Source organism: Isoptericola sp. NPDC019571, assembly GCF_044389385.1.
GTDB classification, from domain to species: Bacteria; Actinomycetota; Actinomycetes; order Actinomycetales; family Cellulomonadaceae; genus Isoptericola; species Isoptericola nanjingensis.
The window spans coordinates 342,460-366,729 of record NZ_JBIRXZ010000003.1; the positions used below are offsets into that span (position 1 = coordinate 342,460).

Consider the following 24,270-nt stretch of genomic DNA (forward strand, 5'->3'; position numbering starts at 1 on the left):
GGCATGTGTACAGGTGCGTCGGGCGACGTCAGGAGGGGTCCTCGCGCGCCAGCAGCGCCGCCTCGGTGCGGCTGGACACGCCGAGCTTGCGCAGGATGGCGGAGACGTGCACCGACGCCGTCTTGCGGCTGATGAACAACCGCTCGGCGATCTGCCCGTTCGTCAGGCCTTCGGCGACGAGAGCGAGCACCTGGCGCTCGCGGTCGGTGAGCGCGCGGTCGGGCCGCCGTGCGCGGGCGGCGCCACGGGCGAGGCCCGCGCCGTCGAGCAGCGCGCGCGCCTGGTCGCCCACGAGGCCGCAGCCGATCGCGTCGGCCGCCTCGACGGCGGCGTCCAGCCGCTCGCGCGCGGTGGTGCGGTCGCCGGCCTCGAGCAGTGACGCGCCGTCGCGGTACAGGGCGTACGGCCGCAGGTGCGCGGGCCCGTCGGCCGCGACGACCGCCTCCCACGACCCGTCGCCGAGCTCGGCGGCGAACAGCGCCGCCCACGTCGGGTAGGTCGGCCACACGGTGCACGTCGCCAGCGCCGCGCGGTACGGCGCGACGTCGACCTGCCGCCCTGACCTCCGGGCGCGGTCGAGCACCCGCGCGGCCACGGCGAGCGTCGTGAGCCGGTAGAACGGGCCCAGGGCGTCGGGGTCGACGGCGATCCGGACGAGGTCGAGCGCGTCGTCCAGGTCGTCGCGCAGGAGGGCGAGCTCGGCGAGCGTCGCCGAGACCCGCGCCCGGATCTGTTCCTCCACCCGGCCGAAGCGTTGCCAGGTCGCGCGGTGCACCCGCGCCCGCGCCTGGGCGGTGTCGACGTCACCGCGCCACATCGTGAGCCACGTCCACCGTTCGCCCAGGTACACGGCGTAGTCGCTGGGGTCGACGAGCGGGACGGAGCGTGCGTACCACGCCTCGGCGTCGGACCACCGGCCGGACCCGATCCACGCCTCCGCCACGTTGCCCTCGAGCATCGCGCGGGTGGCCCACCCGGCGCCGAGGGCGCGGGCGAGCTGCGCCCCCGACTCGGCGAGGTGCTCCGCCTCGGCGAACTGGCCGAGCTTGAGCCGGGTGTCGGACGCGTTGGTGTAGTAGTGGCACTGGGCCCGCCAGTCGTCGCCCGCCACCTCGTGGGACCGCTCGAGCTCGTCCAGCGCGTCGAGGTCCCCGCGGTCCAGGCGGCTCATGGCGCGGAGGTTGAGGGCGAGCGAGGCGTTCTGGCGGTCGCCGACCGCCGTCGCGGCGGCGAGCGCCTCGCCGGCGGCCGCGACCGCCTCGTCGTGGCGGTGGTCCATCATCGCGTTGCGCGCCTTGAGACGGAGCAACGGCGCCCGGCCCGCGGGGTCGTCCGCCGGCAGGAGCGCGAGCGCCTCGTCGAGCATCCGGTCCGAACGCGGGTCGCCGGCCTTGCCGAGGATGTGGGCGAGGGTCGACAGCGCCTGCGCCCGCCCGGCGGGGTCGTCCACGGGCCACTCCTCCACCGCCTCGCGGGCCAGTCCCGCCGCGCGCTCGATCTGCGCGGAGTCCTGGAGGGCGACGGACACGTGGCGCAGGAGGGCGGCGCGGTGCAGCCCGGCGACCCCCTCGGCGTCGGGCACCAGCTCCCAGAGCTCGAGCGCTCGCTCGCCCGCGGCGGCGACCACGGCGGAGGAGGCCTCCCCGGAGGTCTCGGGCACCGCGATGACCTCGACCGCCGAGGCGAGCGCGCGGTCGGGCAGGCGGGCCCGCCACCAGTGGTCGGCCGCGGCCGCGACCCGCGCGAGCGTGCGTTCGCCGTCCTCCAGCGCGCTCGCGCACGCCGCGTGCAGCCGGCGCGACTCGCCGGGCAGCAGCTCGGCGTCGACCGACTCCTGGATGAGCGCGTGGCGGAAGCGGTAGCCGTCGGCGTCCGCCACGAGCACGTGCGCGTCGACCGCCTCCCGGGCGGCGGGCTCTGCCTCGTCCAGGCCTCCCGCGCCGAGCATGGCGACGAGGAGCTCGTGCGGGGCCCGCTGGCCCGCGGCGGCGACGGTGCGGCAGAAGCGCTGGGCGGGGTCGCTCAGGGACGAGTAGCGCAGGAGCAGCAGCTCGCGCAGCGAGTCGGGCAGGGCATCGCCGGCGAAGTCCGCCAGCTCCTCGGCGTAGAACGGCACGCCCTCGCTGCGCTCGACGAGCTCGCCGAGCACCGTGCCAGGGAGGTCCGGGGCGTCGGGGCGCCTCGAGACGAGCGACGAGAACAGGCGCGTCGCCTCGGCGGCGTCGAGGCGCGGCACGTCGACGCGCGTCGCGAGCCGGGCCCGCTCCAGCTCGGCCAGGGTGGTGCGCAGGGGGTGGCGTCGCCCGACGTCGTCGCTGCGGTAGGTGGCGATCACGAGCAGGGTGGTGGTCGGCGCGGTGCGTGCGAGCCGGGCGAGCACCGTACGGGTCACGTCGTCGGACCAGTGCAGGTCCTCGAGGACGAGCACGACCGGGCGCTCGACGGCGAGCGCGGTCGTGAGGTCGGCCAGGACCTCCGGCAGGCGGCCGGTGTCGACGTCGCGCCGCACGTCCACGAGCCGGGGGGCGAGGAGCCCGAGCGCGTCCGCGGCGGGACCGGCCGCGGCGAGGGTCGCCTCCGGGCCGAGCGTGTCGACGACGTCGGACAGGACGCCGGTGAGCGCGGCGTAGGGGAGGGGGCCCGAGCCGGAGTCGGCGCACTGCCCGTGCAGCACGAGCGGTGCCGCCCCGTCGTCGCGGACCTCTGCGAGGAACTCCGCCACGAGACGGGTCTTGCCGATGCCCGCCTCGCCGCCGACGACGACCACGCCGCCGGAGCCGCCGCGGGCGTCCGCGTACGCCTCGCGCAGGGAGGTCAGCTCGGCGGCGCGGCCGACGAGCGGCGAGGGGGCGGTTCCGGTGGGCACGTCGCCATCGTGCCAGGCCGGACGGGGTGCCGCCGCGCTCGTGACGGCCGGCTCGGCGCCCGACGTCGCGGTCACTGGGGCCAGGGCCGCACGAGGCCCGCGGGCAGCTCCCACGGGCGGCGGGCCGCCCGGCGGCGCCGGACGGCCGTGCGGCGGCGTGCGCGGCGCGCCTCCCGGGCGGCACTCCGTGCCGCCGCCTCGTGACGCACCGCCTCCTCGAGGTCCACCTGGCGGGCGCGGAACTCGTCGTAGTACAGGTACTCGTTCATCACCGGTCTCCTTCGCCGGGGCCGGGCGGCCTCCGGTGGTTCCACCCTCGGTTCGTGAGGTACCGGCGCGGATCGGTCAGGTGCCGGATCTTCAGGGGGCGGGGTACCTCAGACGGCCGCGGGGTACCTCAGCCGGGGCGACGGCCGTGGGCCCGGCGTGTCGGGGCCGGGTCCCCCGGACCTCCGGCGAGCCCGCGTAGGATGGCACTCGGGACACGAGAGTGCTAAGGACCCGACCCGAGGAGGACCGTGAGCGAGGAACGTCGCCTGGCCGTGCTCCGCGCGATCGTGGAGGACTACGTCCACACGCGCGAGCCCGTGGGGTCGCGCGTGCTCACGGAGCGGCACGGCCTCGGGGTCTCGCCCGCCACGATCCGCAACGACATGGCGGCGCTGGAGGAGGCCGGGTACATCGCCCAGCCGCACACGTCGGCCGGTCGTGTCCCGACCGACAAGGGGTACCGCCTCTTCGTCGACCGGCTCGCGGAGGTGCGTCCGCTCACCAGCCCGCAGCGCCGGGCGATCGAGACGTTCCTGTCCGAGGCGATCGACATGGACGACGTGCTCGGCCGTGCCGGGCGCCTCATCGCCCAGCTCACGGGGCAGGTCGCGGTGGTCCAGTACCCGTCGCTGCGGCTCGCGGGGCTCCGGCACCTCGAGCTCGTCCCCGTGGGGGGCGCGCGGTTGCTGGTCGTGGTGATCAGCGACGCCGGCCGGGTGGAGCAGCGCTTCCTCGACGTCGGCGTGGGCCCCGGTGCGGAGCCCGCGGTCGTCGCCGTGGACGCCCCGGCGGGGCCGGAGCCCGACCCCGGCGCCCTCGACGAGGGCACGCTGAGCGAGCTGCGCGCGCGCCTCAACGCCGCCGCGGCGGGCAAGGGGCTCGCGGACCTGCCCACCGCCTTCGCGCGCGTGGTGTCCGGGGTGGACGCCGCCCTGGCCCCCCTGGCCCGCGGCATCGCCGACCTCGTGGTCGACACGCTCGGCGCGCAGCGCGAGGACCGCATCGTGCTCGCGGGCACCGCCAACCTCGCCCGGGCCGACATGCGGTTCGAGCAGGGGCTGAGTCCCGTCCTGGAGGCGCTCGAGGAGCAGGTCGTGCTGCTCGGGCTCCTCACGGAGCTGGCGGCCGAGCCGGTCACCCGGGTCGGCGGCGGGGTCGGCGTCCGCATCGGGCACGAGAACCGTCTCGACGGCCTCGCCGAGACCTCCGTCGTCGCCTCCGGCTACGGCGGCGACGGCGACACCGTGGCGATCCTGGGGTCCATCGGTCCCACCCGGATGGACTATCCGGGCACGATCGCCTCCGTCCGCGCCGTCGCCCGCTACCTGTCCCGGGTGCTGCCAGGCTGACCGCCCCGCGGCATCCTTGAACCCGCCGACCTGACCGTGCACGTCACCGACACGTCACCGAAGAGAGACCTGTGACCGACTACTACGAGATCCTGGGCGTCCCCCGCGACGCCTCGGCCGAGCAGATCAAGAAGTCGTACCGCAAGCTCGCCCGCGAGCTGCACCCCGACGTCGCCGGCGAGGCCGGCGAGGAACGTTTCAAGGACGTCGCCCGCGCCTACGAGGTGCTGTCCAACCCGGACAAGCGCCAGCAGTACGACATGGGCGTGGACCCGAGCTCTCCGTCGGGCGGCGCGGGCGCCGGCTTCGGCAACGGCTTCGGCTTCCAGGACATCTTCGAGACGTTCTTCGGCGGCGGCGGCCAGCCCGCCGGGCCCGTGCCGCGCGCCCGCCGCGGCCAGGACGCCCTCGTGCGGATGGACATCGACCTGGCCGAGGCGGCGTTCGGCGCCAAGCGCGAGCTCCAGGTCGACACCGCCGTCGTGTGTGGCACCTGCGGCGGCAACGGCTGCCGCCCCGGCACCGACCTCAAGACCTGCGACGTCTGCCACGGGCGCGGCAACGTGCAGCGCGTGGCGCGCTCCTTCCTCGGCCAGGTCATGACGACCGCGCCGTGCGCCGCCTGCCAGGGCTTCGGCACCGTCATCCCCGAGCCGTGCGCCGACTGCTCGGGCGAGGGGCGGGTGCGCTCGCGCCGCACGCTGACGGTCAACGTGCCCGCCGGCGTCGACACCGGCACGCGCATCAAGCTCACCGCGCAGGGGGAGGTCGGCCCCGGTGGCGGCCCCGCCGGCGACCTGTACGTCGAGATCCGCGAGAAGCCGCACGACACGTTCGTGCGCCGCGGCGACGACCTGCACTGCACCCTCCAGGTGCCGATGACGGCGGCCGCGCTCGGCACCGTGCTCGACCTCGAGACGCTGGACGGCGAGCAGGAGATCGACCTGCGGCCGGGTACCCAGCCGGGCCAGGTCGTCACCCTCAAGGGCCTGGGCGTCGGGCACCTGCACGCCGGGGGGCGCGGCGACCTCAACGTGCACGTCGAGGTCCAGGTGCCGACCGCCCTGGACGACGAGCAGACCGAGCTGCTGCGCTCGCTGGCCACGCTGCGCGGCGAGGAGCGGCCCGAGCCCCGCCTCTCCGCCGCCCACCCGGGCGTGTTCTCCCGGCTCCGGGACAAGCTGAGCGGTCGCTGACGTGGGCGCTGCACCGGGGGCCCCGCGGACAGGCGGGACGGCGTGAGCGCGCCGGTGTTCCTCGCCGACGGCGGCGCGCTGGGCGCGCTCGGCCCGGGTGACGTCTACGTGCTGGACGGCGCCGAGGGGCGGCACGCGGGCGTCGTCCAGCGGCGCGGCCCGGGCGAGCGGCTGGACGTGGTCGACGGCGCGGGCACGCGGCTGCGGTGCGTGGTCGACGCCGTCGCGGACGGCGTGGTGCGGCTGCGCGTCGACGAGGTCGTCTCCGAGCCGGCCCCCGGCGTCGTGCTGACCCTGGTCCAGGCCCTGGCGAAGGGGGACCGCGACGAGCTGGCCGTCGAGGCCGCGGTCGAGGTCGGCGTCGACGCGGTGGTGCCGTGGCAGGCCGACCGGTCCGTCGTCGTGTGGCGCGGGCAGCGGGCGGCGAAGTCGCGTGCCAAGTGGGTGGCGACCGTGCGGTCCGCGGTGAAGCAGGCGCGGCGAGCCTGCCTGCCGCCGGTGGCGGAGCCCGTCACCTCCCGCCAGCTCGCCGCGCGCGTGCGCGAGGTCGTCGCCGGCGGCGGGGCCGCCGTCGTGCTGCACGAGGACGCCACGACGGCGCTCGCGGACGTCGCGCTCCCGGCATCGGCTGCCGAGCCGGTCGAGACCCCGGCCCTGCTCGTCGTCGTCGGGCCGGAGGGCGGGATCTCCGACGCGGAGGTCGCCGCGCTCGAGGAGGCGGGCGCCGTGACCGCTCGGCTCGGGCCGCACGTGCTGCGCACCTCCACGGCGGGGCCGGTCGCCGTCGCGCTGCTCAGCGAGCGGCTCGGGCGCTGGGCCTGACCGGACCGACGGCACGCGGACCCGGTGCGCGGTAACGTCCGGGGCATGACGAGCGCGCCCAGCACCGACTGCCTGTTCTGCAAGATCGTCGCCGGCGACCTGCCGGCGGACGTGGTCGCCACCACCGACCGTGTGATCGCGTTCCGCGACATCGACCCGAAGGCGCCCGTGCACGTGCTGGTGGTGCCGAGGGAGCACCACGGCGACGTCGCGACGCTCGCCCAGGCGGACCCCGAGCTGCTGGCCGAGGTGGTCGCCATGGCCGACCGGGTGGCCGGCGACCTCGCGGACGGCCAGTACCGCTTCGTCTTCAACTCCGGCCCGCGCGCCGGGCAGAGCGTGTTCCACGTGCACGGCCACGTGCTCGCCGGCGCGCAGCTGGGCTGGACGCCCGCCTGAATTCGGCTGCCCCGTCGACCGCCGCTCGATAGACTCGAGTCCTCAGCCGTTCCTCGCACGTCCCTCGCACCGTCTTCCGAAGGAGGGCCCCGGCGGCAGCCGGCCCATGACATCGACACCCCACACCGCCCCCGGCGCGCCTGGCGCGCACGGCGAACGGTCCACCGAGCACCGCATCGTGGTGCCGCCGCACGTGCCGATGGTGGCGCTGCTGGGCAGCAGGGACTCCGTGCTGCGGGCCGTCGAGGACGGCTTCCCCGGCGTCGACGTGCACGCCCGCGGCAACGAGATCGTCGTCAGCGGCCCGGCCGGCGACGTCGCCCTGGTCTCCCGCCTCCTCGACGAGCTGGTCGAGGTGGTGGAGTCGGGCACCCCGCTCACGCCCGAGGTCGTGGCGCGGTCGGTGCAGATGCTCACGGCGGCGTCCGTGCAGCGCCCGGCCGAGGTCCTGACCTTCAACATCCTCTCCAACCGCGGTCGCACGATCCGCCCGAAGACGGTGGGCCAGAAGCGCTACGTCGAGGCGATCGACGCCAACACGATCACGTTCGGCATCGGGCCCGCGGGCACCGGCAAGACCTACCTCGCGATGGCCAAGGCCGTGCAGGCGCTGCAGGCCAAGCGCGTCAACCGCATCGTGCTCACGCGCCCGGCCGTCGAGGCGGGGGAGAAGCTCGGCTACCTGCCCGGGTCGCTGAGCGACAAGATCGACCCGTACCTGCGCCCGCTGTACGACGCGCTGCACGACATGATGGACCCCGACGCCATCCCGCGGCTCATCGAGGCCGGGACGATCGAGGTGGCGCCCCTGGCCTACATGCGGGGCCGCTCGCTCAACGACTCGTTCATCATCCTCGACGAGGCGCAGAACACCTCCGCCGAGCAGATGAAGATGTTCCTCACGCGCCTGGGGTTCGGCTCCACGATGGTCATCACGGGCGACGCCACGCAGGTCGACCTCCCCGGCGGGACGACGTCGGGCCTGCGCGTGGTGGAGGACATCCTCACGGGCGTCGACGACGTCGAGTTCTGCCGGCTGACCTCGGCGGACGTCGTGCGGCACCGGCTGGTGAGCGACATCATCGACGCGTACGCCCGCTGGGACGTCGCGACGGCGCGCCCGGACCAGGGCAGGCAGGGACAGGGACGGCAGGGCCGCGGCCCGCACGAGCGAGGGGCACGCCGACAGTGAGCATCGAAGTGGCAAACGAGTCCGGCGTCGAGGTCGACGAGGCGGAGTTCGCCGCGCTCGGCCGGTTCGTGCTGGACACCCTGCACGTGCACCCCCGCAGCGAGCTGTCGATCATGTTCGTCGACACGACCGTGATGACCGAGCTGCACGTGCAGTGGATGGACGAGCCGGGCCCCACCGACGTGCTCTCCTTCCCGATGGACGAGCTGCGGCCGGGGCGCGAGGGCGAGGAGACGCCGCCGGGCACCCTCGGCGACGTCGTGCTCTGCCCGGAGGTGGCGGCCCAGCAGGCGAAGGTCGCGGGGCACTCCACGGCCGAGGAGCTGCTGCTGCTCACCACGCACGGCATCCTGCACCTGCTCGGCTACGACCACGCCGAGCCGGAGGAGGAGAAGGAGATGTTCGCGCTGCAGCGCCGCCTCCTGCTCACCTTCCTCGCCGGCCGGTGAGCGCGACGACGGACCGGACGGTGGCCTGATGGACGGACCGGAGCTGCTGCTGGCGCTCGTGGCGCTGGTCGCCCTGGCCCTCGCGGGGATGCTGTCCGCCGGCGAGGCCGCGGTGCTGCGGATCACGCGCACCTCGGTCGCCGACGCGGTGATCGAGGCGGAGACGGCGGAGGACCTCACGGCCACGGCCCGCCGCACACGGTTGACCCGGCTGCGCGCGGTGCAGGGCCTCGTCGTCGACCCGCCCGCGGCAGTGGCGGCGTTCGCGCTGGTGCGGGTGTTCGCCGAGACCGTCGCGCTCGCGGCGGCGACGCTGATGATCGCCGACTGGTTCGACACCTGGTGGCAGGTGCTCCTCGCCGCCGGCGTGGTGGGCCTGGTGGCCGGCGTCGTCTTCGTGCGGCTCAGCCCGCGCGCTCTCGGCCTGCGCCGGCCGCTGTCCGTGCTCGTCGCGCTCGCCGGCCCGCTGTCCGCCGTGCACCGCGCCGCCGCCTGGCTCACCGACCGCACCTCGGAGCGCGCCGCGGGGCGCGCCCCCGAGCGCGACGGCGAGCACGACCCGGGCGAGGACGCGCTGCGCGAGGTCGCCGAGCGGGTCCGGGACAACGAGGCGATCGAGGACGCCGAGCGCGAGCTCATCCGCTCGGTCGTCGAGCTGAGCGGCACGCTGACCCGCGAGGTCATGGTGCCGCGCACCGACATGGTGACGGTCACGGCGACGACGCCGCTGCGCAAGGCGATGCGCCTCTTCCTCCGCTCGGGGTACTCGCGCGTGCCCGTCGTCGGGGAGGAGGTGGACGACCTCCTGGGCGTCGCCTATCTCAAGGACGTCGCCCGCGTGCTCGAGAACGAGTCCGCGGCCGCGGAACGGCCGGTCGTCGAGGTCGCCCGCGACGCCGTCTTCGTGCCGGAGTCGAAGCCCGCGGACGAGCTGCTCCGCGAGATGCAGGCCTCCCGCTCCCACATCGCCGTCGTCGTCGACGAGTACGGCGGCATCGCCGGGCTCGTCACCGTCGAGGACGTCATCGAGGAGCTCGTCGGCGAGCTGACCGACGAGCACGACACCGCCCCGGAGCTCGAGCCGGAGGACCTGGGCGACGGCACGTTCCTCGTCTCCGCGCGGATGCCCGTCGACGAGCTCGGCGAGCTGTTCGACCTGCGGCTCGACGACGACGACGTGGACACCGCGGGCGGCCTGATCGCCAAGGCCCTCGGCAAGGTGCCGCTGACGGGCGCGACGGCCGACGTCGGGGGGCTGCACCTCGTGGCCGACCGCGTCGAGGGCCGCCGCAAGCAGCTCGCCACCCTCCGGGTGCGCCGCACGACCCCCACCTCGCACGACGAGGACGACCCAGCAGCGGGTGGCGAGCACGCCACGCCGCCAGACCAGAAGGAAGCACACGCATGACCTCCGCGAGCCACCATCCCTCCGTCGTCACCCCGCACGACGAGGGGGACGCCCACCGCTCCGGCTTCGCCTGCCTCGTGGGGCGGCCCAACGTCGGCAAGTCGACGCTGACCAACGCGCTGGTGGGGGAGAAGGTCGCGATCATGTCCGCGCGTCCCCAGACCACGCGGCACACGATCCGCGGCATCGTGCACCGCGACGACGCGCAGCTCGTGCTCGTCGACACGCCGGGCCTGCACCGTCCGCGCACGCTCCTCGGCGAGCGGCTCAACGCGCTCGTGCAGGACACGCTCGGCGAGGTCGACGTCATCGCGTTCTGCCTGCCGGCCGACCAGAAGATCGGCCCCGGCGACCGGTACATCGCCTCGCAGCTCGCCCCCCTGATGGAGGGCCGCCGGGCGGTTCCCGTCGTCGCCGTCGTGACGAAGTCCGACCTCGTGGACCGCGGGCGTCTCGCCGAGCACCTCCTGGCGGTCGACGAGCTCGCGCGGTCGGTCGACCGGGACTGGTCGGCGATCGTGCCCGTGTCCGCCCGCGACGGCTACCAGGTGGACGAGCTGACCGACGTCCTCGTCGCGCACCTGCCCGCCGGGCCCGAGCTCTACCCGGGCGGCGAGCTCACCGACGAGCCCGAGCAGGTCATGGTCGCCGAGCTGGTGCGCGAGGCCGCGCTCGAGGGCGTCCGCGACGAGCTGCCGCACTCGCTGGCCGTCGTCGTCGAGGAGATCCTCGAGCGGGAGGGCAGCGGTGACCCGGACAAGGGGAAGCCGCCGCTGCTGGACGTCCGCGTCAACCTGTTCGTGGAGCGTGACAGCCAGAAGGCGATCGTCATCGGCAAGGGCGGGTCGCGGCTGCGCGAGGTCGGCACCAACGCCCGCAAGGGCATCGAGAAGCTGCTCGGCACGCGCGTGTACCTCGACCTGCACGTCAAGGTGGCCAAGGACTGGCAGCGCGACCCCAAGCAGCTGCAGCGCCTCGGGTTCTGACGTCGCGGGCGGGGGTCCGCCGGCCTCACGGGGGACGTCCCCCGAGGTCGCGGGGGAATTCCTTGCCGTGCGCGGGGAGGGCGCCGAGTAGCATCGCTGCGTGGTGTTCCGGACTATTGCGACGACAGCGGCGATCCTGGTGGGCCTGGCACTGACCGGGGCCGTGGCCGGCCCGCAGTGGGACCCGGTGCCGGTCACGGACCACCTCGTCCCGGCGACGGACGACACCTCGATCGGCGGTGTCGCCCCCGGCGCGGACATCGGCGAGGTCGGCGAGTTCGAGGTCCGGGAGACGGCCGTGACGATCCCGCTCGAGGGCACCGTCGTCGGCGGCCTCCTGCGCCAGCCGCTGGGCGACGACGGCGAGCTGCTGGCCGACCGGCCCGGCGTCGTCTACGTGCACGGCGCGGGCACGGGCAAGTCCACGGAGGCCTTCACCGAGTCGGCCACCGCCCTCGCGAGCGCGGGCGTCGTGACACTGGTGCCCGACAAGCGCCTGGACACGTACACCACCCGGGACCGCGACTACGTGGCGATGGCCGCGGACTACCAGCACTCGGTCGACCTGCTGCGCACGATCGACGGCGTCGACCCCGAGCAGGTCGGCGTCTACGGCGAGTCGGAGGGCACCTGGATCGTGCCCGTCATGCAGGCGCAGGACCCGACCATCGCGTACACGGTCCTCGTCTCGGCGCCGGTGGTGCCGCCGCGGCAGCAGGCCGCGTTCGCGGTCGACAGCTATCTGCGCAACACCGGCGTGCCCCAGCAGGTGTTCCGCGCCATCCCGCGCGCGGTCGGGATGCAGCTGCCCGGCGGCGGCTTCGAGTACGCCGACTTCGACGTGCGCCCGTGGCTCGAGCAGCAGACCGCCCCCGTCCTCGTGGTCTACGGCACCGCCGACCCGTCGATGCCGGTCGAGCAGGGCGCGCGGCAGGTCATCGCCGACACCGCGGTGAACGGCGACGACGCCCCCGTGACGGTGCGCTACTACGCCGGGGCCAACCACGGGATCAACGTGCCGCTCGACGGCGGGATGCACCTGCACCCCGACTTCGCGCGCGACGTCGCCACCTGGATCCAGGGCATGCCCGGCACGGCCGACGCGCCGCCCCGGGTCGCCGGGGACACGCCGAACCAGCTCTACGTCGCCTCGGCCGTCCCGCAGCCGCGGTGGTGGGGCAACGGGGACATCGTCGTGGGCGCCGTGATCGCGGGCGCCGGCCTGCTGCTGGTCGGCCCCCTGGTGTGGGGCGTCCACGCCCTGGTGCGGCGCGCCGTCCTGCGCCGGTCGTCGTTCGCCGCGCCGCGCCTCGCCCGCGGTCTCCGGTCGTCGCTGCTCGGCCTCGGCGTCGGGTCGGTGGCGACGATGGTCGCGCTGGTGGTGTACCTCCTGGCGGTGGCGCGCCTCGCGCTCGACTACCAGCGCGACGACCTCGTCGTGCAGGGCGGCTGGATCGTCGTGCGCCTGCTCGGGGTCGCGACCGCCGTCGCGGCCGCGCTGGTGATCCGCCGGGTGGCCGACGCGCGGGCGGAGCGCCGCGCGGGGGGCGACGTCGTCGTCGTGGCACGTGGCTGGCCCGCCGTGCTGACGTTCTGGTGCACCCTGGCCGGGTCGCTCGCCCTCCTGGGCACCCTCGCGTACTGGGGCGTCTACCAGCTCGGCATCTGAGCAGGGCGTGCGGGAACGGTGACGGTGTGACCGACCCGTCCGCGCGGGAGACGACGCAGAGCGTCGGCGTCGGGTAGAAACTGGGGCGGGGGCACGATGACCCGGTCCCCTCGGAGCCCAGCCCTGGAGACGCACGCATGACCGATCCCGACACCCTCGACGCACCCGAGCAGGAGCGCTCACCGTTCGGCGGTGTGACGGTCCGCGAGCTCGTGCGCGACGTGGTGGCCGCGTTCGCGCTGCTCGTCGCCCTCCCGCTGCCGTGGGACCACGCCCACCGCGGCAGCGACCGGCTCGAGATCGTGCTCGCGACCGTCCTCGCGCTCCTCGCGATCGCCGCCCCGTACCTGCGGCGTGGCGGCGTCGGCCCGTCGTCGTGGGACGTCCTGACCTCACGGCGCACGGTCGCGCTCGCCTGCGTGCCCTACGCGGTCGTCGCGGTCGTGTACCTGGTGCTGGACGCCCTCGCCCCGGCGGACGCCGCGGGCGGGGTCGGAGCGGGGCTCGCGGTCGGCCTCGCGGGCGCCGCGCTCGCGGCCGCGTCCCGCTGGGCGCACGCCCCGGCGGTCGTCGCCGGGGTGGTCGCGCTCGGCACGCTCGCGACCCCGGTCGCGGCGCTCGTGCAGGGCGCTCCGTGGGTCGTGTCCGTGGTCGGCCTCCTCAACGCCCTCGTGGTGCTGGGCGTGCTGTGGTTCACGGTCGGCACGTACCTGCGCTCGGGCGACCTCGCCTCCGGCTACGTGCTCCTGGCCCTGGGCGGCGCCGTCGCGCTCGAGCTCGTGCTCTTCGCCGGGGGCAACGTGGACCCGTGGTTCGAGAGCGTCCACGAGCAGCGGCTCGGCCTCCTGCTCCTGCCGGTGGTCGCGGGGATCACGGCGCGGCGCATCGTCGACGACGCCGCGGCCACGGCCGACGAGCCCGACGACGTGCGCGCGGCGCGCTGGGTGGCCGTCGCGCTGCGGGCGCTGGGCCTCGTCGCGCTGGTCGCCGCGTTCGTCGCCCTCGTCGCGCTGCTGCTGGTCGTGGCGGACGGCGTGAGCGTGGGGCGCGTCCTGAGGCTCGTCGTGGGCGTGCTGATGGTCGGGGTGGCGGTCGCCGCGCGGCGCGCGCTCGCGCGCGACCCGCGCGCCGGGCACGCCACCGCCGTCGGCGCCACGTGCGTCGTCGTGGTGCTCGGCCTGGTGATCGTCGTCGCGCGCGCCGGCCTCGGCACGCAGTCCAACGTCGAGGAGCTGCTGGTGGCGTTCGGCCTGCCGGCCGTCGCGCTCGCCGTCCTGCTCGTGCCGCCGTCCGTCCGCGCGCTCGTCGCGTCGGAGCCCGAGACGCCCGAGCCCGCCCCGTCCGGGCCGTCGGAGGACGCACCGTCGGTCGCTGCGTCCGACGCCGTGTCCGAGACCCCGGCCCAGCCCCGGGCCGAGTCCGCGACGGCGGGCCGCCCCGAGGCCGCCGAGGTGTCGTCCAGCACCGGGGCGTACCCGGTCGCTCCTGCAGCGGAGCCCGTGGGCAGGGCGCCCCGGTCCGCCCCGGTCGCGACACGCCCCGAGGCCCGGCCGCTCGACGCCACCCAGCAGATCGCGCCCGTGCGGGCCGCCCGGGCGCCGGACTCCACGCAGGTGCTCCCGCCCGTGCAGGCGGCACCCGCACGGACGGCACCCGTCCAGGCGCCGGGCTGGTCCGTGGCCCAGGCGATGGACCCGTCGACGCCGCTCGCGGACCTCGCGCGGATCTCGGCGGAGGCACCCCACCTGCGCTCGTACGTGGCCGCGAACCCGTCGACCTACCCGGCGCTCCTGGACTGGCTCGGGGCCCTCGGCGACCCGGCCGTGGACGCCGCGCTGCGCTCCCGGCGCTAGGTCAATACGCTGCGGCAAGGCGGGCGTCCGGTCGGATCCTGGACGCCTCAGGCGACGCCCTGACGAAGGTGTACGGTGGCAGCGTGCAGCGCACGGTGAGCCTTCTCCTTCGGTGCCGCGGCGGGGCCCTCTAAGGCCGGACCCCCGTCGCGGAGGTTGTGGCGCGCCGGCCGACAGGTCATGACCGACGACCCCACCCGGGACGTGGGTCACCGAGCCCCCACCGAAGGACGCGACACCATGCAGAACCATCACCCCCAGGGCATCGCCGGCGCCAACCCCCAGCGCCCCTCCGGGATGCCGTACACGCGCTACCTCCCGTTCCACGAGCAGATCGTCGTCGACCTGCCGGACCGGACGTGGCCCGACAAGCGCATCACGAAGGCCCCCCGCTGGTGCGCCGTCGACCTGCGCGACGGCAACCAGGCGCTGATCGAGCCGATGGACGCCGAGCGCAAGCTGCGGATGTTCGACCTGCTCGTGCAGATGGGCTACAAGGAGATCGAGGTCGGCTTCCCGTCCGCGTCGCAGACGGACTTCGACTTCGTGCGCCAGCTCATCGACACCGGCCGCATCCCCGACGACGTGGTCATCCAGGTCCTGACGCAGTGCCGCGACCACCTCATCGAGCGCACCTACGACGCGATCCGGGGCGCCAAGCAGGCGATCGTGCACATCTACAACTCGACGTCGATCCTGCAGCGCGAGGTCGTCTTCCGCAGCGACATGGACGGCATCGTCGACATCGCCCTGCAGGGCGCGCGCCTGTGCCGCAAGCTCGAGGAGACCATCCCCGAGACGACGGTGTACTACGAGTACTCGCCCGAGTCGTACACCGGCACCGAGCTCGAGTTCGCCGCCCGCATCTGCAACGAGGTGCTGGAGGTGCTGGAGCCCACGGCCGAGCGTCCGGTGATCATCAACCTGCCGGCGACGGTCGAGATGGCCACCCCGAACGTCTACGCGGACTCGATCGAGTGGATGAACCGGAACCTGGCCTTCCGCGAGCACGTCGTGCTGTCGCTGCACCCGCACAACGACCGCGGCACGGCCGTCGCCGCCGCCGAGCTCGGCTACCAGGCCGGCGCCGACCGCATCGAGGGCTGCCTGTTCGGCAACGGCGAGCGCACGGGCAACGTCGACCTGGTGACGCTCGGCATGAACCTGTTCGGCCAGGGCGTCGACCCGCAGATCGACTTCTCCGACATCGACGGCATCCGCCGCACCGTGGAGCACTGCAACCAGATCCCGGTGCACGAACGGCACCCGTACGTGGGCGACCTGGTCTTCACCGCGTTCTCCGGGTCCCACCAGGACGCGATCAAGAAGGGCTTCGAGCACATGGGTGCCCGCGCGGAGGAGGAGGGCAAGCCGGTCGACGAGCTCACCTGGGGCGTCCCGTACCTGCCGATCGACCCGAAGGACGTGGGCCGGTCGTACGAGGCCGTGATCCGCGTGAACTCGCAGTCCGGCAAGGGCGGTATCGCGTACCTGCTGTCCACCGAGCACTCGCTGGACCTGCCGCGCCGCCTGCAGATCGAGTTCTCCGGCGTGGTGCAGCACTACACCGACACCGAGGGCAGCGAGGTCACGGGCTCCGACATCTGGCGGATGTTCAGCGACGAGTACCTGCCCGTCGAGGAGCACGACGCCCGCGGTCTCGAGCCCTGGGGCCGCCTGCGCCTGCGGGAGACCCGGTCGACCTCGGCCGAGGGCGGTGCGACCGCGCTCGCCGTCGACGTCCTCGACCAGGGCGTGGAGCACACGCTGGAGGGCACCGGCAACGGCCCGCTCGCGGCGTTCGTGGACGCGATCTCGAAGGTCGGCGTGGACGTGCGGGTGCTCGACTACGCGGAGCACGCGCTGTCGGAGGGCGGCGACGCCACCGCGGCGGCCTACGTCGAGTGCCAGGTGGGCGACGACGTCCTGTGGGGCGTCGGCATCGACCCGTCCATCACGACGGCGTCCCTCAAGGCGATCGTGTCGGCCGTGAACCGCGCCGCCCGCGGCTGACCTGTCCCGCGAGCTGTCAGGACCAGCGCCATGTCCGCGTGGCGCTGGTCCTGACAGCTTTCGTGGGTGGGGACTGAGAGAATGAGCCCGTGCCCCTGTACCGAGACGACGCGATCGTGCTGCGCACCCACAAGCTGGGCGAGGCCGACCGGATCGTCACGTTCCTCACCCGCGAGCACGGCAAGGTGCGGGGGGTCGGTCGCGGGGTCCGGCGCACGTCGTCGCGTTTCGGGGCCCGGCTGGAGCCGTTCATGGCCGTGGACGTGCAGCTGCACTCCGGCCGCAACCTCGACACCGTGACGCAGGTCGAGACGATCGGGCCGTACGCCCGCGCGATCTGCGAGGACTACGCGCTGTACACGTCCGGCGCGGCGATGCTCGAGGCCGCCGACCGCCTGGTCGCCGCGGAGCACGAGCCCGCCGTGCAGCAGTACTGGCTGCTCGCCGGCGCTCTCCGCGCGCTCGCCGAGCGCGCCCACGCGCCGGGGCTGGTGCTCGACTCGTACCTGCTGCGCGGGCTCGCCGTGGCCGGCTGGGCGCCGTCGTTCACCGACTGCGCCCGCTGCGGCGAGCCGGGGCCGCACCACGCGTTCTCCGTGGGCCAGGGCGGGGCGGTGTGCTCCCGCTGCCGCCCGCCCGGCTCCACCGCCCCCGCGCCGGAGACGTTCTCGCTGCTCGGCGCGCTGCTCGGCGGGGACTGGGAGACGGCGGACGCCTCCGAGGCGCGCCACCGCACCGAGGCCTCGGGCCTCGTCGCGGCCTACTCCCAGTACTACCTGGAGCGCACCCTGCGCTCGCTCCGCATGATCGAGCGCGCCTGACCCCGCGCGCCCGACCCCCGCGCACCGATCGAGAGAGAGGCCCGATGCCCCGTTCGTCCGGCGAGTACGCCGAGCCCTACCCGCACCCCTCGGGGGCGACGCCGCCGAGAATCCCGGCGCAGTTCGTGCCGAACCACGTGGCGATCGTCATGGACGGCAACGGCCGGTGGGCCAACGCGCGCGGGCTGCCTCGCGTGGAGGGGCACAAGCAGGGGGAGAAGTCGCTGCTCGACGTCGTGGCCGGCGCGGTGCAGATCGGCGTCAAGCACGTCTCCGCGTACGCGTTCAGCACCGAGAACTGGAAGCGGTCGCCGGACGAGGTCAAGTTCCTCATGAACTTCAACCGCGACGTCATCCGGCGGCGCCGCGACGAGATGTCGTCGTGGGGCGTGCGCATCCGCTGGGCGGGGCGTCGGCCGAAGCTGTGGGGGTCGGTGATCAAGGAGCTGCAGGTCGCCGAGGAGATGACCAAGGAGAACGACCGCTGCACCCTGACGATGTGCGTCAACTACGGCGGGCGGGCGGAGATCGCCGACGCCGCGGCGGCGATCGCCCGTGACGCCGCCGCCGGGAAGCTCAACCCGGCGCGCGTCTCCGAGAAGACGATCCAGAAGTACCTCGACGAGCCGGACCTGCCGGACGTCGACCTGTTCCTGCGCTCGTCGGGGGAGCAGCGCACCTCGAACTTCATGATCTGGCAGGCGGCGTACGCGGAGATGGTCTTCCTGCCGGAGCCGTGGCCGGACGTCGACCGGCGGCACCTCTGGCGCGCGGTGGAGGAGTTCGCCCGCCGCGACCGTCGCTACGGCGGCGCCGTCGACACCCCCGACGCCGATTGATCTCAGCACGAACCCCCGCCCGGTCGCGAGGACCGGACGGGGGTTCGTGGCATGCGTAGCCGGCGGTCAGTCGCCGAGCACCTCGGCCATGGAGTCGACGAGGGCCGGCAGGCCGTTCTCCCAGTACACCGACAGGGCGGTGGGCGGCGACACGGCCGACACCTCCGCGGTGCCGACGACCTTCACGACCTTCCCGTCCTTGACCGCGGGGAGCGCCTGGAGGTCCTTGTTGTCGTCGAAGGCCTGGGCCGCCTCCTCGCTGGCCGAGTAGGAGATGACGAAGTCCGAGTCGAGCTTGTCGAGCTCCTCGTAGGACAGGTCGTAGTAGAAGCTGCCGTTCGACGTGTCGAGCTCCGTGACCGAGGGCGCGTTCTTCACGCCCAGGCCCTCGAGGAACACGGTCCGCGGGTCGTTCGGCGTGTACACGGAGACGATGCCCTTCGTCGGGTCGTCGTAGATCGCCGCGAACGTCTTGCCGTTGAACTCGGGGTGCTCGGCAGCCTTCTCGGCGACGAAGTCGTCGATGTCGCCGAGCACCTGGGTGCCGGCGTCCGAGCGACCGAGCGCCTGGGCCGTGAGCGTGATCGTGTCCTGCCACGTCGTGGTCCACGGGGCGTCGGGGTAGGCGACGACGGGGGCGATGTCGCTCAGCACGTCGTACTGCTCCTGGGTGAGCCCGGAGTAGGGCGCCACGATGAGGTCGGGCTTCGCCTCGACGAACTCCTCGTAGGGCACCGTCGCGCCGCCCTCGGGGTCGGACAGGATGGCGGGCTTGTCCACGCCCTCCTCGTCGTAGGCGTCCTCGACCCACGGCAGCAGCGCGTCCTCGCCGACGGTGTAGATCTGCTCGGCGACCGCGACCGGGTAGACGCCCGCCGCGATGGCGGCCTCGGTGGAGCCCCAGCCCCAGGTGGCGACGCGCTGCGGCGCCTTCTCGATCACCGTCTCGCCGAGCGCGTGCTCGATCGTGATCGGGAACTCGTCGGTGGGCTCGGACCGGACGTTGCCCGAGGCGGCCGACTGGTCGCTCTCCGGGGCGTCGTCGGACGCGCAGCCGGCGAGGGTCAGGGCGGCCGTCGCCGCGAGGGCGGCGGCAGCGGTGAGAGGTCGGCGAAGACGCACGGGTTCTCCTCGGTGTGCTCGCGCCGGCGGCGCGAGAGGAACAGTAGGTGAGGCGAGCCTAACCTATCTTGTGGTGCCGTCGTGCGTCCGTCCGAGGGGCACGACGAGTGGCGTTCCCGACACCGGGTCCGGCACGACCTGCGCCCGCAGGCCGAACGCCGCGCGCACCGACGCGGCGGTGAGGACGTCGCCGGGGCGTCCCTCGGCCACGACCTGCCCACCGCTCATCACCACCAGGTGGTCGGCGTAGCGGGCGGCGAGGTTGAGCTCGTGCAGCACCATGACGACGGTGGTGCCGCGGGTGCGGTTCAGCTCGGTCAGCAGGTCGAGCAGGTCGACCTGGTGGGCGAGGTCGAGGTAGGTCGTGGGCTCGTCGAGCAGGACGACGTCGGTCTCCTGCGCCAGCACCATCGCGATCCACACGCGCTGGCGCTGGCCTCCCGACAGCTCCGCGACGGGCCGGTCGGCGAGGTCGGCGACCCCGGTGGCCTCGAGGGCGCGCAGCACCGCGCCGTCGTCGGTGGAGCTGTGCCGGCCGAACCAGCCCTGGTGGGGGTACCGGCCGCGGCCCACGAGCTCCGCGACGCGGACGCCGTCGGGGGCGATCGACGACTGCGGCAGCACGCCGACCCGCTTCGCCAGCTCCTTGCGCGACAGCCCGCCGACGTCCTCGCCACCCAGCGTCACGCGGCCGCCGTCGAGCGGGTGCAGCCGGGCCAGGCCGCGCAGCAGCGTCGACTTGCCGCAGGCGTTGGGGCCCACGATCGCCGTCACGCGGCCGGCGGGGAGCTCCAGGTCGAGACCGTCGATCACGCGGCGCCCGTCGTAGCCGAGGCTCACGCCGTGGGCGCGCAGCGTGACGTCCGCCGCCTTCCCCGTCGTGCCCTGGGACGGGTCCGGCGTCGCGTCGGGACGCGCGGGCGGCGCGGGGTGCCGGTGCACGTCGGTCATGCGAGCCTCTTCCTTCGATCGGTGGCCAGGAGCCACAGGAGGTAGGGGGCGCCGATGAGGCCGGTCACGATGCCGGTGGGCGCCTTGAGTCCGAACAGCAGGTGCTGGCCCACGACGTCCGCCGCGAGCACGAGGACGGCGCCGGTGAGCACCGAGACGGCGAGCGCCGCCCCGCCGTCGGACAGCAGGCGGCGCGCGATCGCGGGGGCCACGAGGGCCACGAAGGCGAGCGGGCCGACGAACGACGTCGCGACCCCGACCAGGCCGACGGCCAGCAGCAGCGACGTCACGCGGGCGGCGTCGACGGGGACGCCGAGGGCGCGCGCGTTGTCGTCGCCGAGCGCGAGCGGCCCCTGCCACCGCGAGACGGCGGCGATCCCGGCGCCGAGCACCAGGGCGGCCGCGGCGAACGTCACGAGGTCCGCGCCGCGCACGTCGGCCACGCTCCCGACCGTCCACACGAGCGCCGACTGGGCGGCACGGATCTCGACGCTCGCCAGCAGCCAGGCGAGCAGCGACGAGCACAGGTAGGCGAAGCCGACGCCCACCAGGACGAAGCGGATCGAGTGCAGGCCCTGGCGCCACGCGAACAGCCAGATGGCGAGCGCGACGAGCAGGGCGCCGACGAACGCCGCCCCGGACACGGCGAGCCCGGTGAGGCCGAGGACGAGCATCGCCGTGACGGCGCCGAGGCTGGCGCCGCTCGCGATGCCGAGGATGTCGGGGCTGGCGAGCGGGTTGCGCAGCGTCGTCTGGAACATGGCGCCCGCCAGCCCGAAGGACGCGCCCGCGAGGATCGCGGTCTCGATGCGGGGCAGCCGCAGGCGCTGCACGACGAACAGGTCGCCGTCCGAGCCGACGCCGAACAGCGCCGCCAGGGCGCGGGCGGGCGCGAGCGAGGCCTCGCCGAGCGTGAGGGCGAGGGTGGCGAACGCCACGAGCAGGACGAGGAGCGACGCGACCACGAGGGTGAGCCGCCGTCGGCGGCGGCGGCGCAGGGCGACGACGGGGTCGGCGGGGGCGCCGGGGGCGTCGGGGTCCGCGGGGCGGGCGACGAGGTCGGCGGTCATCTCACACCCCCGCCACGGTCCGGCCGCGGGCCACGGCCACGAGCACGGGGGCGCCGATCGCGGCGGCGACGACGCCGGCCTCGAGCTCGGAGTGCGGCAGCACGAGCCGCCCGATGACGTCGGCCCCCAGCAGCATGACGGGGCCGAGGACGGCCGTCAGCGGCACGATCCAGCGGTAGTCGGTGCCGACCAGGCGGCGGGCGGCATGCGGCACCGCCAGCCCGACGAGGGCGATCGGGCCGGCCAGCGCCGTCGCCGTGCCGGCGAGCAGGATGACGGCGACCGCCGTGAGGCCCCGCGTCACCCCCACGCGCTGACCGAGCGCGGAGGCGACGTCGTCGCCGAGCGCGAGCATGGAGAGCCGGTGCGCGAGCGCCCCCGCGAGCGCGATGCCGACGACGACGAAGGGCCACAGCACCGACAGCGTCTCGGTGCCACGCCCGGTGAGGGAGCCCACCGCCCAGAAGCGGTACATGTTGAAGGCCTCGGGGTCGCGCAGCAGCACCAGGGTGATCAGGGGTGTGATGAGCGCGGTGACGGTCGCTCCGACGAGGGCGAGCTTGACCGGCTGGCCCGCGCCGATGGAGAAGACCAGCAGCGCGGCGGCGGCGGTGCCCGCGAACGCGAACCAGACGAAGCCGAGCGGGGAGGCCACGCCCAGCATCGACACGGCGATCACGACGGCGAGCGACGCCCCCGAGTTGAGGCCGAGCAGGCCCGGGTCGGCGATCGGGTTGCGCGTGACGCCCTGCACGAGGGTGCCCGCGATGCCGAGCGCCGCGCCGGCGGCGAGCCCGATCAGCGTCCGGGGCACGCGCTGGTCGCGCACGACGTCGTGGTCGACGTTCCCCGCGACCGGGTGGGTGAGCGCCTGCCAGACGGTCGCGACGTCGATGTCGCGCACGCCCAGCGCGAGGCTCGCCAGCACGACGAGGGCGAGCACCCCGAGGGCGGCCACGATCAGCAGCAGACGGCCGTGGGCACGGCGGGCGACGAGAGCCGCCGCGGGCCGGGCGGCGGGGGTGACGGCGGCGGTCGTCGCGCTCACGACGCGTCCTCGGTCGCGGGGGCGGCCGTCTGGTCGGTGGCGGTACGCCGGGTCAGCCGGTAGACCACCCAGGAGACCAGGGCGACCGCGCCGAGGCCGACCGCGACGAGCGTCACGGGGTGGCGCAGGCCCACGGCGATCGCGGCGTTGACGGCGGCGGTGCCGACCGTCGTCCAGATGCCGGCCCACACGGCGCAACCGGCGAGCAGGGCCGCGAGGTAGCGCCCGAAAGGCATGCGGAGGTAGCCCGCGGCGAGGTTGACGAGGGTCTGCACCCCGACGGTGAAGAACGACAGCGTCACCGCGGGCGGGCCCCAGCGGTTCACGCGCTCGATGACCGCCGCCGCGCCCGGGCGGGCCAGCGCGTCGGCGACCCGTCCGCGGGACGTGCCGCGGGCCACGCCGCGCCCGGCCCAGTAGGTGGCCTGCGCGCGGACGAGCACGATCCCGAACGCCGCCGCGTACACGACCCAGAACGGCACCCCGGCGATCGTGAAGACGCCGGTGGGTTCCTCGGCGGCCGCGGCGAGCGTGGGAGTGGTCAGGTGCACGGGAACATTGTGCCCGACTGAGGTATGCCTGCCCTCATTCGACCAACCGGTCGTCCGTCGCCCGGCAGGTGGAGCAGGTGCCCCACAGCTCCACGGTGTGCTCGATGTCGGCGAAGCCGTGCGCGGCGCCGACCGATGCGGCCCACTGCTCGACCGTCGGCCCGTCGATCTCGACCGCGCGACCGCACGACCGGCACACCAGGTGGTGGTGGTGCTCGCGGCGGGCGCAGCGGCGGTACAGGCTCTCGCCGTCCTCGCTGCGCAGGACGTCGACGTCGCCGCCGTCGGCCAGGGCCTGCAGCGTCCGGTACACGGTGGCGAGCCCGACGGCGTCGCCGCGGGCGCGCAGCAGCTCGTGCAGCTGCTGCGCGCTGCGGAACTCGTCGGTGTCGCCGAGGGCGTCCGCGACGGCCGCCCGCTGCCGCGTCATCCGCGGCGGCGCGGCGGTGCGGACGGTCGGGGTCGTGTCGTTCACGGCGTGCACTCCTCCTGAGGGGCGGCCCGGCCGGCTCCGGCCGGGGAGACGGCGACGTCGTCGGGGATGTCGGGATGCGGGTCGACGGGGGCCTGGCGCCGGGCGAGGACCGGGTGCAGCGCCGCGACCACCGCGTAGACGCCGATCGCCAGCACGACGATCAGCGCGCCGGGCGAGACGTTGTGCCAGTAGGTGATGGACAGGCCGGTCACGCACACGGCCACGCCGACGACGGACGCGACCAGCATCGTGCGGCGGAACGACCGGGTGACGAGCTGGCCGATCGCCACCGGCACGATCATCAGCGCCGAGACGAGCAGCAACCCGACGACGCGCATCGCGACGGTCACGGTCAGCGCGGCGAGGACGGCCACCGCCATGTTCAGCGCCCAGACGGGCAGCCCCGAGGACTGGGCGAACTCCTCGTCGTGGCTCACCGAGAACAGGGCAGCGCGCAGCCCGAGGCCGATGAGCAGGATGAGGCCGCACAGGGCCACGGTGACCCAGACGTCGGACAGCGTGACCGACGAGATGGAGCCGAACAGGTACGCCATGAGGCTGCCGGACGAGCCGCCGGCGAGGCCGATGAGCAGGACGCCGCCGGCGATGCCGCCGTAGAACAGGATGGCGAGCGCCAGGTCGCCCGACGTGCGGCCGCGGCGGCGCACCACCTCGATGAGGACGGAGCCCGCGACGGCGGCGACCACCGCGCCGGGGACGGCGAGGACGTCGTCGGGCACCAGGCCCATCGCCGCGCCGACCAGCCAGCCGAGCGCGACTCCGGTGAGCGCGACGTGCCCGATGCCGTCGCCCAGCAGGGCGAGGCGCTTCTGCACCAGGTAGGTGCCGACGACGGGCGCGCTGACGCCGACCAGCAGGGCAGCGACGAGCGCGCGCTGCATGAACGGGTCGGTGATCATC

General features: G+C 74.6%; 22 protein-coding genes. 13 read left to right on the plus strand and 9 right to left on the minus strand.

The features are described from left to right. Positions 1-28: 28 nt before the first annotated feature. Together ACH443_RS07350 and ACH443_RS07355 are read right to left on the minus strand one after the other, a co-directional pair. Complete coding sequence (locus ACH443_RS07350) at positions 29-2,866, minus strand: AAA family ATPase (RefSeq protein WP_430589921.1); 2,838 nt, start codon at positions 2,864-2,866, stop codon at positions 29-31. Positions 2,867-2,937: 71 nt separating this feature from the next. After that, a complete protein-coding gene (locus ACH443_RS07355; RefSeq protein WP_430589922.1) occupies positions 2,938-3,135 on the minus strand; it encodes a hypothetical protein in 198 nt (65 codons plus the stop codon). Positions 3,136-3,384: 249 nt separating this feature from the next. On the opposite strand from ACH443_RS07355, the gene ACH443_RS07360 reads away from it, so the two are divergent. From ACH443_RS07360 to ACH443_RS07420, 13 genes are all read left to right on the plus strand, one after another. Next, entirely contained in the window at positions 3,385-4,485 is a 1,101-nt protein-coding gene (locus ACH443_RS07360) for an HrcA family transcriptional regulator (RefSeq protein ID WP_429764134.1), read from the plus strand. Positions 4,486-4,556: 71 nt separating this feature from the next. Then, entirely contained in the window at positions 4,557-5,681 is a 1,125-nt protein-coding gene (gene dnaJ, locus ACH443_RS07365) for a molecular chaperone DnaJ (protein WP_429764136.1), read from the plus strand. A 42-nt stretch (positions 5,682-5,723) separates the two neighbouring features. Then, complete coding sequence (locus ACH443_RS07370; protein ID WP_430556708.1) at positions 5,724-6,503, plus strand: 16S rRNA (uracil(1498)-N(3))-methyltransferase; 780 nt, start codon at positions 5,724-5,726, stop codon at positions 6,501-6,503. A gap of 45 nt (positions 6,504-6,548) precedes the next feature. Continuing rightward, entirely contained in the window at positions 6,549-6,902 is a 354-nt protein-coding gene (locus ACH443_RS07375; RefSeq protein WP_429764140.1) for a histidine triad nucleotide-binding protein, read from the plus strand. A gap of 106 nt (positions 6,903-7,008) precedes the next feature. Further along, entirely contained in the window at positions 7,009-8,094 is a 1,086-nt protein-coding gene (locus ACH443_RS07380) for a PhoH family protein (RefSeq protein WP_429764142.1), read from the plus strand. Continuing rightward, positions 8,091-8,543, plus strand: coding sequence for an rRNA maturation RNase YbeY (ybeY, locus tag ACH443_RS07385; RefSeq protein ID WP_429764144.1), 453 nt, complete (start codon positions 8,091-8,093; stop codon positions 8,541-8,543). Before ACH443_RS07380 ends, ybeY begins: the two co-directional genes overlap by 4 nt. A 28-nt stretch (positions 8,544-8,571) precedes the next feature. Beyond that, the gene (locus tag ACH443_RS07390) at positions 8,572-9,951 is read left to right on the plus strand and encodes a hemolysin family protein (protein WP_430589923.1); all 1,380 of its coding nucleotides are present in this window, start codon (positions 8,572-8,574) and stop codon (positions 9,949-9,951) included. Beyond that, positions 9,948-10,937, plus strand: a complete 990-nt coding sequence (era, locus tag ACH443_RS07395) for a GTPase Era (protein WP_430556706.1) — start codon at positions 9,948-9,950, stop codon at positions 10,935-10,937. The genes ACH443_RS07390 and era overlap by 4 nt, the downstream gene beginning before the upstream one ends. A 535-nt stretch (positions 10,938-11,472) precedes the next feature. After that, positions 11,473-12,606 (plus strand): alpha/beta hydrolase family protein, encoded by a 1,134-nt coding sequence (locus ACH443_RS07400; protein ID WP_429764292.1) that lies wholly within the window; start codon positions 11,473-11,475, stop codon positions 12,604-12,606. 137 nt (positions 12,607-12,743) lie between these two features. Further along, positions 12,744-14,459: a hypothetical protein gene (locus tag ACH443_RS07405; RefSeq protein WP_430556704.1), complete on the plus strand. Its 1,716-nt coding sequence runs from the start codon at positions 12,744-12,746 to the stop codon at positions 14,457-14,459. A 240-nt stretch (positions 14,460-14,699) separates the two neighbouring features. Next, positions 14,700-16,472: a 2-isopropylmalate synthase gene (leuA, locus tag ACH443_RS07410; RefSeq protein WP_429764148.1), complete on the plus strand. Its 1,773-nt coding sequence runs from the start codon at positions 14,700-14,702 to the stop codon at positions 16,470-16,472. Between the two features lie 89 nt (positions 16,473-16,561). After that, complete coding sequence (gene recO, locus ACH443_RS07415; RefSeq protein ID WP_429764149.1) at positions 16,562-17,293, plus strand: DNA repair protein RecO; 732 nt, start codon at positions 16,562-16,564, stop codon at positions 17,291-17,293. A gap of 44 nt (positions 17,294-17,337) precedes the next feature. Further along, positions 17,338-18,132: an isoprenyl transferase gene (locus ACH443_RS07420; RefSeq protein WP_429764150.1), complete on the plus strand. Its 795-nt coding sequence runs from the start codon at positions 17,338-17,340 to the stop codon at positions 18,130-18,132. Positions 18,133-18,198: 66 nt separating this feature from the next. Here the strand turns inward: ACH443_RS07420 and ACH443_RS07425 are convergent, their stop codons facing one another. The 7 genes from ACH443_RS07425 to ACH443_RS07455 form a co-directional block, all read right to left on the minus strand. Next, complete coding sequence (locus ACH443_RS07425; RefSeq protein ID WP_430556702.1) at positions 18,199-19,254, minus strand: iron-siderophore ABC transporter substrate-binding protein; 1,056 nt, start codon at positions 19,252-19,254, stop codon at positions 18,199-18,201. 63 nt (positions 19,255-19,317) lie between these two features. After that, positions 19,318-20,205, minus strand: a complete 888-nt coding sequence (locus ACH443_RS07430) for an ABC transporter ATP-binding protein (RefSeq protein WP_429764152.1) — start codon at positions 20,203-20,205, stop codon at positions 19,318-19,320. Further along, positions 20,202-21,275 carry a FecCD family ABC transporter permease gene (locus ACH443_RS07435; RefSeq protein WP_430589924.1) on the minus strand — a complete coding sequence of 358 codons (1,074 nt, stop codon included), beginning with the start codon at positions 21,273-21,275 and terminating at the stop codon, positions 20,202-20,204. The genes ACH443_RS07430 and ACH443_RS07435 overlap by 4 nt, the downstream gene beginning before the upstream one ends. Before the next feature lies 1 nt (position 21,276). Further along, positions 21,277-22,323: a FecCD family ABC transporter permease gene (locus ACH443_RS07440; protein WP_430589925.1), complete on the minus strand. Its 1,047-nt coding sequence runs from the start codon at positions 22,321-22,323 to the stop codon at positions 21,277-21,279. Then, positions 22,320-22,874, minus strand: a complete 555-nt coding sequence (locus tag ACH443_RS07445; protein WP_429764155.1) for a DedA family protein — start codon at positions 22,872-22,874, stop codon at positions 22,320-22,322. The genes ACH443_RS07440 and ACH443_RS07445 overlap by 4 nt, the downstream gene beginning before the upstream one ends. Before the next feature lie 34 nt (positions 22,875-22,908). Beyond that, positions 22,909-23,304 (minus strand): Fur family transcriptional regulator, encoded by a 396-nt coding sequence (locus tag ACH443_RS07450; protein WP_430556724.1) that lies wholly within the window; start codon positions 23,302-23,304, stop codon positions 22,909-22,911. A gap of 41 nt (positions 23,305-23,345) precedes the next feature. After that, positions 23,346-24,269, minus strand: a complete 924-nt coding sequence (locus ACH443_RS07455; protein ID WP_429764294.1) for a metal ABC transporter permease — start codon at positions 24,267-24,269, stop codon at positions 23,346-23,348. Position 24,270: the final 1 nt, after the last annotated feature.